The sequence below is a fragment of the Microcystis sp. M31BS1 genome (genome assembly GCF_020245285.1).
GTDB lineage: Bacteria > Cyanobacteriota > Cyanobacteriia > Cyanobacteriales > Microcystaceae > Microcystis > Microcystis panniformis.
Genome location: NZ_JADBVE010000020.1, coordinates 1 through 11,314 on the forward strand (window position 1 = coordinate 1; position 11,314 = coordinate 11,314).

The 11,314-nt window shown below is 40.0% G+C and carries 7 protein-coding genes; all 7 read right to left on the minus strand.

What is annotated here, in order from left to right; all coding sequences use genetic code 11:
- Positions 1-367: 367 nt before the first annotated feature.
- The 7 genes from IM509_RS00900 to IM509_RS00930 all read right to left on the minus strand — a co-directional run bounded on the left by IM509_RS00900 (position 368) and on the right by IM509_RS00930 (position 10,832).
- A complete protein-coding gene (locus tag IM509_RS00900) occupies positions 368-4,018 on the minus strand; it encodes a type IIG restriction enzyme/methyltransferase (RefSeq protein ID WP_185238034.1) in 3,651 nt (1,216 codons plus the stop codon).
- Positions 4,019-4,301: 283 nt separating this feature from the next.
- Positions 4,302-5,045, minus strand: coding sequence for a DUF1995 family protein (locus tag IM509_RS00905; RefSeq protein WP_052278051.1), 744 nt, complete (start codon positions 5,043-5,045; stop codon positions 4,302-4,304).
- A gap of 319 nt (positions 5,046-5,364) precedes the next feature.
- Entirely contained in the window at positions 5,365-5,637 is a 273-nt protein-coding gene (locus IM509_RS00910) for a hypothetical protein (protein ID WP_002763300.1), read from the minus strand.
- Between the two features lie 5 nt (positions 5,638-5,642).
- Complete coding sequence (locus tag IM509_RS00915; RefSeq protein WP_185237882.1) at positions 5,643-6,416, minus strand: hypothetical protein; 774 nt, start codon at positions 6,414-6,416, stop codon at positions 5,643-5,645.
- 121 nt (positions 6,417-6,537) lie between these two features.
- A complete protein-coding gene (locus IM509_RS00920; RefSeq protein WP_185237881.1) occupies positions 6,538-8,283 on the minus strand; it encodes a diflavin flavoprotein in 1,746 nt (581 codons plus the stop codon).
- Between the two features lie 204 nt (positions 8,284-8,487).
- Positions 8,488-8,988 carry a phosphate-starvation-inducible PsiE family protein gene (locus tag IM509_RS00925; protein ID WP_002763297.1) on the minus strand — a complete coding sequence of 167 codons (501 nt, stop codon included), beginning with the start codon at positions 8,986-8,988 and terminating at the stop codon, positions 8,488-8,490.
- A 119-nt stretch (positions 8,989-9,107) separates the two neighbouring features.
- Positions 9,108-10,832, minus strand: a complete 1,725-nt coding sequence (locus IM509_RS00930) for a diflavin flavoprotein (RefSeq protein WP_052278054.1) — start codon at positions 10,830-10,832, stop codon at positions 9,108-9,110.
- Positions 10,833-11,314: the final 482 nt, after the last annotated feature.

The following is an 11,314-nucleotide window of genomic DNA, read 5'->3' on the forward strand; positions in this document are numbered from 1 at the left end:
ACCTCTGCTCTTTCTTCTTCTTTAAGAGCTTTTTGTAAGTTTTTCTTTTCTTCTAAGTCTAGGAAATCTTTGGCTGGCATAAGTAGGATTTTTCTAAAATTACTATTTCTATTTTAGGTGGTTTAAGTGCGTTTTAGCTTAGTGATGAGAAAGATGGGATTTAGGAGGGGGGGATTTCCCAAAAACTTCTAGATAAGGCGAGGATATCATACTAAATCCGTTGAGTCTAGGCTACATATCAGGAGAGGCAAAAGGCACTCATGCAAAAGGCAAAGCTGATTCCCAGCATCTTTCAATTTGACAACACCCATTGTAGGGCTAATTCATGAATTAGCCCTACAGGACATCGGGGGGGTAAGGGAATAAATTAGGGTAAGTCCAGATATTCTTGTTCTGTTAGTGCAAATTCTGGATCAATGATTTTTACTTCATTATAGGTGAGTTGATAGAGTTTGTAAACTAAGTGATCGATCTGCTTTTCTAATTCGCTTGTGTCAGCGTTAGGATCAGATTTTTTAGCAGTGAGAATTTTGTCAACAAGTGTAGTGATGTCGATATATTCGTGCTTATATTTAGGAACTGGAAAAGTTGATAGAGTTTTAGTATTTATTTTTGGAAAAGCATTTCTGTCTAAATTTACATTTTGAGACTTTAGCACAGATGCACAAAGCTTAGAACAAATAATCGCTAAATAAAATTTAATATTTAGTGTGTTATTTTTGGGCTTTAATGTAATAACATCTGTGTTACAGATTATCGTATCATCTACACAAGTTGCATCTAATGTTTTTCTTGAAAAAATTCTTTGAATTAATATTCTTTCACCTTCAAATATTGAAATCGAGCGTGGTGCGGCTAAATTTTCTCCATACTTTACATAGTAGCTATCAGTTTTAAGTCTGTATTTTTGGATATCTCTAGCTCGTAATAATTGAATATAACTATTATCTATTTTTAATTCAGATTCATAAATTCTATTTTTAGCATCATTTTTAGTTTGAGGCGGATTTCCTTTTCCTATCTCATATAACTTTGCTCCAAATTTCAAATCAAATAAAGAACCTATTTGAGTTTCTGCATTAATTTTAATTTTATCGTTGAATGATATAGTTAATTCTTCATCTAAAGCTGAAACAGTAATCTTTTTGTCATAGCTCCAATGAGAAAGCATAACTGCTTCCAATCTTTCATTAATTGTAGAGATATTACGATCAATACTACAAATATGTATTTCATCATTATTTGGTTCTTTTTTTGAAAACAAAAGTAATGTTTCAACTACGGCACTTTCAAAAATATTATATACATTTACTATATTGGTTGTTTGATTTTCTTCAAACAAGAATTTTCTCAATTTTTTGTCATATTTGGTCGTTAACCAATAATTTGGAATTATTAAGCCAAGAAAACCTTTCTGGTTCAATATTTTTATGCCTAACTCAGTAAATATCCCAAAGGTATTAATTTGATATTCTGTAGTCTTGTAATGTTCATAATATAAAGCTTTCTCTTTTTCATCTAGATTTTTTGACGGTACATAAGGAGGATTCCCAATCACCACATCAAACCCGACAAAATCCCCGTTATCATTCAACACTTCCGGAAACTCAAACCGCCATTCTAAAGCATTATCATACAGCTTACCGCTTTCAATATCTGCAATTTCAGCAGTTAGCTTATCAATCTCATTATTTAACTTAGTTACTTTTTTCTCCCGCGCTTTTTGCTCCGTCTTAGTCTCCTCAAACAATAAACCCTGATTTTCCAGATTATAAAGTTCCCCTTGTAATTGACGTAACTTCACCTTCTTAGGATTACCGATTAATAAATTGGAACTAAAACCAGCCTTAATCTTAGCAATCAGCGTTTCCATCTCCCGCTTTTGTTCCTTATTTTCCGCATTGCGATAAGTCTGTACAGCATTGCGATATTGCTCAATACTAAACTTCTGCTTCTGTAAAACCTGTTTAACATCCACATCCAACCCAAACCGACTAATCAAAGAATTACCACACTTGATATTAATATCAATATTTGGCAAAGTTTCTAAATTGCCATCCTCGCGATAATAAGCATTCTTTAAAAGCTCAATCCATAACCGCAAGCGACAAATCGTCACGGAATTAGGATTAATATCCACCCCAAATAAACACCCCTCGATAATCGTTTGCTTCTCATGAAATAAGGCTTGCTGTACCCGGTGCTTTTCTTTATTATTCGGATGATAAGCAAATAAACTCCCCTCATCATCGTAAACCAATAACTTATCATTTCGCACCTCTACCCGATAATCTTTTAGCGACTTACCCGAAGTATCTAATAAAACCCGTAACTCACTCTTAATCGCGATTATCTCATTCAAAGCGGAAACTAAAAAATGTCCCGAACCCACCGCCGGATCGCAAATCTTCAGGCTATTAATAATAACATTTGCCTCTCTTTTGTCCTCAATTCGTTCATATAAATCATCTAAACTTTGACAATTCCAGCCTTTTACTTCATTAAACTTCTGTAGAATCGCTCTTCGTATCGTTTCCCGACACATATACATGGTAATAAAACTCGGTGTATAAAAAGAACCGTCCTTATAACCATTAATCTTCTCAAAAATTAACCCCAACACCGAAGCATTAATTAACTTTTCGCTATCTTCTTGAGGATTTTCTAACTCATCTCGATCAAATTTATAAGCATCCAAAAACTCAAACAAATAAGCCAACGCATTTAACTCGCCTACTCGCTTATTACCCTGATTATCTTTTAGCACCGTCGCTGTAAAAATGGGTAAAGTTCGCTCCCGCAAATTGCCAATAAAAATCGTTTGCTGTTCCGTCTCCGTTGGTTCAAATAGCGAACTATTTAAATAAGGTACATGAGCAAAAGTCGTTTTAACCTTAGCCTCGCGCTTGTTTGTATCCCTAGCTAACACATCAAAAAATAAACTATCGAGATCATCATAACTGGGAACTTTCGCCAAATTGAGAAAGGCAAAATCTCGATCGCCTTGATGATATTTAATTAATTGCGCTTCCAATAGTTTGAGAAACAAAACCCGATTAATCCAATTAATTGATAACCGCAACGCCACATTATAAAGCCGGTCCTCATCCGTAGTTCCAAACTCTTCTGGATTTTTTAATTGTGCAATTTTATCTAAACTATCCAACCGACTAATCGCATTTTCAATCAGGGAACCATCACAGCGATCGCCTTCTTTCATTCGTCCGATTAACTTCTTCCCTTTATCCTTAACTTCCGTCAAACCGATAATATACAAAAGCTCATTATAAAAAGGCTTATTTAAAGTATTACTGTCATTAACAAAAGGTAACTTAAGTAAATGTTCTGGCGAAAGAATCTTGTAGATATCAAGCAAATCTAAATTTTCCTGTTCTCGCAGATCAAAATGAGTAAATTTAATTTGCTCAATAACTTTAGTGATCGCTGGTTCGGCAATTTGTTGATAGAAAAAATCCGTTTTCGTACTACTCAGTCTCCCGGCTTCAAAATCGCCAAACTGGTTAACTAGAGCCTTATTAGCAAAAAACAACTCCTCAAAAATCTTGCCATCGAAAATAAACCACTCATAAATATTTGTCACGATTAAGTGTTTAATCTCAAGATTTTTATCCGTCACCCTTTCGCGGAGAAAATATAAAACTAACTGCTGAAAAGCCTTAGTATTAAGATTATCCAGTCTTGGCATTTCTGCATTTATTGTCCGAGTAGGTTTCTTCGTCTCAAAAATGACCCCCACTGGACTTTTAACATCCTGGTTATTATGAATAACCAGATCAATGCGCTCTTTTGTATTGATAAAATAGCGATCGGTATAATAGGTATTTTTAAAAAAATCTATCAGCAAATTTTTATTAAACTCTTCCGACTTTTTGCTGTCACATTGCTCCAATAAGCGCGTTAAATTAGCTTGAAAAACCTGAATTGTTTCAGCATCAGGCTTGATTTTTAAGTACACCCGATTTAAGGCTTGTTTGAGTTCTCGCTTATTGACAATCATAAAAGTTTACCTCTAGGGAAACTACCGATTAATTTTATTATAAGTAGGGAGGCACAATTATTTGTAGGATGGGTTAGCGGTAGCGTAACATGATCTGGCGTTGGGTTTCATGCTTCAACCCAACCTACGTTCTACCGATTAATTTTATTATAGCATTGCCAAATAATCGGTTAAAATAGAAGAACAAAAGTTGCAATCGAGGTCAATCTGTCGAAGCCAGGAATTTCTAACAGCAATGGGGAAATAATCCCCCGTCACAGCCTAACTTGATGGGGGGAGTATGTCACTGTTGTAATGCTTTTAAGAAGCGTCCCATAGTGGCAAATAAACCCGACTTTTTGGCTTTGTTAGCAGGATTAGAACTATCATCGGGATTATTACTAGAAGCTTTCAGAATCAGATTTTCTAAAGCTTCGCCCATGGGTTTAGTGGATTGTTCAGAAATTAACTCGTAACCGTCTTCTTTTTCGAGCCAAACTTGCCACAAGGAAGGATAGGAACGATAAACGATCGCTGATTCCAAGGGACGAAAATAATAACAACTTTCTAGGATACTTAAAAATCTTTCTCGCAATTGTCGGGCTGCGTAACCGATACCCACTACCGATACATCTTCCAATTGAGGAATTAGAAGAACTACGGGGCGATCTTCGGCAAGGTAACAGAGTTTTTCTACGGAATTAATCTCAACCGAGGAGGGACAAACAACTAAAAAAGCTTCATCTTCGGGCTTAATTTTGTTTTCGACAGGAATAAAACGACTACCTAAATCTCCCAGTTGAAAAACTGTTTCTCCCCAATCCCGTCGGGCTAACATGGCGGCTCCAGTATCGGGAAAAATTACCCTTAAACCAGAACCATAACTGTCAAAAATAGAGGCAAAATCAAGGGCTAAAGCTTGTGCTTGTAGAGCAATTTCTGGGATAACTAATTCCACTTGTATGCGTCTAGCTCCCGATTCTAGAGCCAGTTGGGTGGCGGCTTTCGCTTGCATGATTGTTTCTTCTAGGGAATTGGGTAGGGTCATTTCAGTTATCAGTTATCAGTTATCAGTTATCAGTGACTACCTCTGGTCGTCGGGGGCTTAAAATCAGAAAGATTTTAATTTTTATAAAAGGTAGGGTTGATTCATAGTAGGGTTGATTCATAGTAGGGTTGATTCATAGTAGGGTTGATTCATAGTAGGGTTGATTCATAGTAGGGTTGATTCATGAATCAACCCTACCCTTAATAGATGAAGTGTGAGAAGACTTGGCATCATCCCCAGCATTAAGATAAATCCTATAAAATACTTTTAGTTTTTAAGAAGAAAGTCGGTAATCGGGGAAAAGGTGAGGAGAGAAAGCTTAGGAAAGCTGATAGGAGCCGTGACGTTGGGCATAATAATCGAGAATTGCCGTGACTAGAGTGCGATCGCTTTCCTGAAAAGTCTCGGTATAGTTAATTTCTAGACTACCGATCTGACTTTGATGATAATCGAATTGTTGGAACTGCTGGGGAGTGAGATGGGTTTCCACACCCTGAACCTGTTGTAAATGGCTGGCTAATTCTCGATAGATAGCCAAGGGCATTTGCGGATAAATAATGGTTTGTTTTTGTTGAATAGCAATCGATCGCACGGGTTTTATTCTCCTGATTCGGGAATATTATAGCTGATCGAGGCTTGCGGTGCGGCCGGTTCGGGTACACCATCCCCTAAACGACGGGTAATAGTTCGACCGTATTGTTCTAGGACAATATAGGGATTATCGGGATTAGTATCGATCGCTTTAACTAAAATTAAACCATTAGAGAGGGTAGAACCAGGAATAACTCGACGTTCCGTGGCTTCTCCGGGGGCTTTCACGATCGCCATAGGAGTGGTAGGTAACTGGACGATGCCCGATACTTGCACTTCTTCCGCTTCCGTCGGTTGCGGTGGTGGCGGCGGCGCTTTAACTATCGGTCCTCTGGGAGTGGCACGATTACCTCCGGGTGCAGGTGCGGCTGCGGGACGATTACCTCCGGGTGCAGGTGCGGCTGCGGGACGATTACCTCCGGGTGCAGGTGCGCCAGTGGCCGCTGGAGTCCCAGCTGGGGGTTTTTCCGCCGCTGTAATCGTAATATTTGGTTGTAGGGGAAAGGGAGCAAAGGGATCCCTGCGACCGCGATTAATTTCCGCCCGTTTTTGGTCAGGATCGGTAGCAGGAATCAATCCCGCTACCCTTAGGGGGGTTGGTTCGGTAGCTGGTTGTACAGCACCGCTAAAGGCGGGTGGTTGGGCAGCCGGGGGACTGGGAGAGGGGGTGGGGGTTTCTTGGCTGGGTGGTGGGGATTGATTAGCTTGGTTAGAAGCTGGACATCCCACCAACAATAAAGCGACACTCCCCACCGACAGTATTAGCGGCAATTTTTTCATAGGGAAACAAAGACAAAATGGCCCGGTCGGACAACCTTGGATAATAACATAACCTATCTTTCCCAGAAATCTAGGCTGATTACACGGGGAAAGTCAGGAACTTTGCCCCGCTAGTCCAGTTTTAATACTGACTACCGGATTTACGATGACCGATGGCGGTGACACCGTTACTATCCAAAACTTGACCCCGCTCGACGGTGGCATAGACTAACCAGCGATCGCCGCAGAGTTGTCGCTCTTTCACCGTACACTCTAGATAGGCGAGACTTTCGCTTAAAATCAGACAGCCATTTTCCCCGACTTGGGTTTCTAATCCCGTAAAGACATCACCGCCAGATTTGATGCGATTGGAAAAATGGCGGCGTAAATTGCGCCCTTCCTTGAGAATATTCAAGGTAAAGGCGGTTCCCGAGTTAATTAGACGGTCGGCGGCTTGTTCGTCGGCAACGGCGATAATTAGCCCCGGGGGGTTAAAACTGGCTTGGGATACCCAAGAGGTCAAGAAACCAGCATGATCCTCGCCCTGACGAGTGGTGAGAACAGAAAGGGAACCGACGATCCGGCCAACGGCCTGGGCAGTGCGATCAATTTGTGTTTCGGTCATTCCCTGTTGGGGAACCCGCAATTTTTTGGTTTTTTTCAAGGCCCTGGCGAAGGTTTCTCCGGCTAAATAACCTGCTTGTAAACTGCTTTCTGTGGGGCTAAAACGCACGCGCAAGGATTCAAAACCGAGGCAATAATTGGCATCTTTGAGTTTAGTTTCAATTAAATCGACAGCTTCCCCACTCCAACCGTAGGAACCAAAAACCCCGGCTAATTTAGTTTTTGCTGCCGTGGAAAGAACGATTCCTAAAGCAGTTTGGATCTGGGTAGGAGCGTGACCGGCTAAGGTGGGAGAACCGATAATAAATCCGTCACAATTTTCGATCGCTTGACTAATTTCGGCGGGGGTGGCAAACTCACAATTTATTGATTCTACGGCCAGATCATTTTCTAATAATCCTCGTTCGATCGAGCGGGCCAGGGTGGCAGTATTTCCGTAGGCAGAAGCATATAATAAAGCCACTTGTAGGGGTCGAGTTTTTTGTTCTTGACACCAATAACGATAATCGTGGGCAAGACGACTAAAACTATAACGAATTATCGGACCGTGGGCGGGTGCATAATATTGGGCGGGAAATTCTTTAATTTTGTCGAGTGCTGTTTCTAACGCTTTAGATTGCACGGCATGGAGACAATCAAAATAATAACGACGATCTGCGTCTAATTCTTTCCAATTTTTATCCCAAATATCGTCACTGCACAGATGCACACTAAAGAATTTATCGCTGTATAAAATTTGGGTTTTTTGGTCAAAAGTGCAAATTCCATCAGGCCAGCGCGGCGTAGGGACATTAATAAAACTGAGTTGATGACCTTGCCCCAAATCAAGAATTTCATCGGTTCGTATGCCCAAAATTTGGGCATCGGGAAAGGCATTTTTAAGGGTATTGACGGCAGCTTTAGAACAGAGGATGGTGATTTGATGGGTGGCGGCTAATAAGGCCTTTAAAGTGACGATACGGTTGGGATTAACGTGACTGAGAATCAGATAATCGAGACGATGTAAGGAGATATATTGACGAATTTCTTCTAAATAAATTTCCGTGAAGGATTCTCCAGGGGGATCGATTAAGGCGGTTTTATCGTCACAGATAAGATAGGAATTAGCGGTGGTTCCCCGTTGACGAGCATATTCTATTTCAAATTTTAATCTGTCCCAAGTACGGGAGCGAAAAACCCAAGTTTTATCGGCAATTTCTGCGGTTTGAACATCGCGGGAGCGATTATTAATAGCAGGATTGGGAATTAAGGTATTAGTGGTCATAATTGTTAAGTTGGGTGTTGGGTGTGGGGTGTGGGGTGTGGGGTGTGGAGTGTGGGGTGTGGGGTGTGGGGTGTGGGGGGAGTGAGGTTTTAGAGTTTTAGTTGAAATTACTCTATATCCCCATTACCCTATTCCCCCATTTTCCTATCCCCTTCTAACTGATAACTGATAACTGATAACTGATAACTGATAACTGATAACTGACTAAATTTTGCTGTTTATTTCAGTTAATTCTTTAACTAAATGTTGACGATAACGCTCAGAAACTTTTTGTTCAGGATCGATACCTTCAAAGGTGGGAGGAAGCCAAACTCTTAACACCATTAATGTACCGAGAACTATTAGAAAAGCACAGGCAGCTAATACTTGTGTCCAATTAGTTTCTAGGACTCCTCTAACAATTAATTCTCGCAAAACCGAGACGATAGAAACTTCCACGGCAACACCGATAGAAACTCGTTTTTCTTGCAAATAAATAATTAACAATCGGAACAATTCTACTAGAATTAAGAGGAATAAAATATCGGCGGTAATAATCCGAAATTGAATCGGTGGCAGCAGAGACATAAACATTTCTCTGACTTCTAACACCATGAAGCTAAATAAACCGATACAGAGAGAAATGACAATTAAATCTTGAATCATTTCTAAGACTTGCACTACTCGCACCATCATTGGGGAAGGGTTTTTAATTGGTTCGTACATTTTATTTCTCCTAAGATTGATAGAATTGGGTGTTAGCTGTTGGGGGGATTTTTCAGTGAGCAGTAACCAGTAACCAGTAATCGGTGAACTGATAACTGATAACTGATAACTGATAACTGTTAATAATGGTTGCCAACTTTGCGATGATGGACAGCAGTTAAGACATCTAAACGGGCAACTCGTCCGGTATTAACGGTACAATAAACTACCCAATGATCGCCGCAATCTAAACGACTGGTGACTTCACATTCTATGTAAGCTAAGGCATCCGCTAAAATTGGTGATCCATTATTGGCAGTATAGGTTTTAATGCCTTCAAAACGATTGGCACCGGGAGAGAAACGCTTGAGGAAATGTTTCATTAATTTCTGGTAATTATCCTCAGCCAAAACATTTAAAACAAAGGTATCGCTAGGCTGTAAAAAGGATACCATTGCCCGATCTTTAGCCACTGCAATCGCCACACCTAAAGGATTTAAACTTGCTTGTGTCACCCAAGAGGCAATCATGGCACTAGATAAATCAGCTTTTTGGGAAGTAATTAGGTACAATCCGGTGCTAATACGTCCTAGAGCCTTTTCTAAGTCGTTATTAATCGATTTAATTTGTTTAATCGTTTTTTCTCGGCTTAACCATTGACCGAGGTCGGTTCCTGCTTCATCGGCAATCAAATCGAGGGATTGATTGGAATTGTCTTTAACTAAAAGAGGAGGAAAAGCTTCGATCGCCCCGATTTCCTGTAATTTATTTCTTAAGGGGAAAATTGGTTCATCTTCCCCACCTCCTGACTCAAATAATCCCACCGCTTGTTTGCCATTAATTGAAGCAATAATCGTGCTTAAAATCGTCTGGTTAATCGGGGAAGATTGGGGAGGCATTCCGATGATAACTCCCTTAGATTGATTGATCAATTCTCTGACTTCGTGGGGATCAGCATTATTCATATCGACTAATTCTGTCACCACATCATTTTTATTCAAACCCTGACTGATCATAGTAGCTAAATGTTCGCTTTGTCCGTAATCTTGGGTAAAGAATACAGTCACTAAAGTATCAGCAGAAGTTTGTTCTTGACTCCAAGTTTGATAGCGTCCCACCCAATCAGAAATATGGTGTTTTAATAGGGGGCCGTGACCGGTGGCAATGAGATTAATCTCAAATTTCTCGATCCTTTTAATTGCCCCTAAAACCGAACGAGCATTCGGTCGCATCAGACAGTCATAATAGGTTTGAAAATCGCCTTCTAGCAGGTCTTTTTCTCGATCATAGGTTTGATCATCACAAAAGTGCATTCCGAAGGCATCACAGGTAAAAAGGGTGGCAGTTTTAGCATCAAAAGTGAAGATAGTATCAGGCCAATGAAGATTAGGGGCCGCAACAAATTCTAAAACATGGCCATTACCTAAATCTAAAGTATCACCACTTTTAACTATTAACTGTTTAAAGGGTCTGTGTACCATGTTTTCGAGGAATTGCATGGCAACTTTTGCCCCCACCACGGTAACTTCTGGGACTAATTCTAAAACTTCTTTGACTAAACCACTGTGGTCGGGTTCGGTGTGACTGATAATTAAATAATCAAGATGATTGATGTTGATTAGTTTAGTTAATTCATCCAGATAAAGGCGATCGAATTTGCGGTGAGATGTATCAATGAGAGCGGTTTTTTCCCCTTGAATAACAAAAGAGTTATAAGTGGTACCGTTTTCTAAACCAAATTCGATATCAAAGCGATCGCGATCCCAATCCAAACAGCGCAGGGTAAAAGTATTTTCGGCGATTTCTTGGATTTGTGTGGTTAAACGGCTGGTTTTAGCGGGTTTTGGGGTGATTAAAGCAACCATAATTTCTATCTCCCACAGGATTTGATTCGGAACTGCATTTGCTTAATTCCTATGGTGACTTGCTTTCAGCGATTTGTAAAATACCAATTACTAAAGTAAATGATTAGTTAGATTTATATAGTTTTTTATCTATGATTACGGATATTAATTTGCGTGCCGGCCCTGCCGAATCAAGATAGGATACTAAATCCGGTTATTAAAGACTGATTATTTATTGCTCCTCTTGCCTATTGCCTCTTGCATGAGTGCCTCTCCTCATAACTAGCCTGTACTCAACGGATTTGTGCGAAACGTTTAGGCATGAAATAAGGTTGAAATACCTGAAATAACCGCCTAGTAAGGTCTTCAGTCCCCTGACTGAATCTAATAGGTCAACCCTGACCAACCTTATAACTGTTTATATGTCCCGACGTTTAGTATCACATCGATACCAAACTAGGCAAGGGGACTCAAGGTCAATACACTTTGTAACAATTATCTAC

What these genes read in the sequence shown, in the direction of transcription:
- IM509_RS00900 (WP_185238034.1), bottom strand. Translation starts at nt 4,018, where the DNA reads ATGATTGTCAATAAGCGAGAACTCAAACAAGCCTTAAATCGGGTGTAC.
- IM509_RS00905 (WP_052278051.1), bottom strand. Translation starts at nt 5,045, where the DNA reads ATGACCCTACCCAATTCCCTAGAAGAAACAATCATGCAAGCGAAAGCC.
- IM509_RS00915 (WP_185237882.1), bottom strand. Translation starts at nt 6,416, where the DNA reads ATGAAAAAATTGCCGCTAATACTGTCGGTGGGGAGTGTCGCTTTATTG.
- IM509_RS00920 (WP_185237881.1), bottom strand. Translation starts at nt 8,283, where the DNA reads ATGACCACTAATACCTTAATTCCCAATCCTGCTATTAATAATCGCTCC.
- IM509_RS00925 (WP_002763297.1), bottom strand. Translation starts at nt 8,988, where the DNA reads ATGTACGAACCAATTAAAAACCCTTCCCCAATGATGGTGCGAGTAGTG.
- IM509_RS00930 (WP_052278054.1), bottom strand. Translation starts at nt 10,832, where the DNA reads ATGGTTGCTTTAATCACCCCAAAACCCGCTAAAACCAGCCGTTTAACC.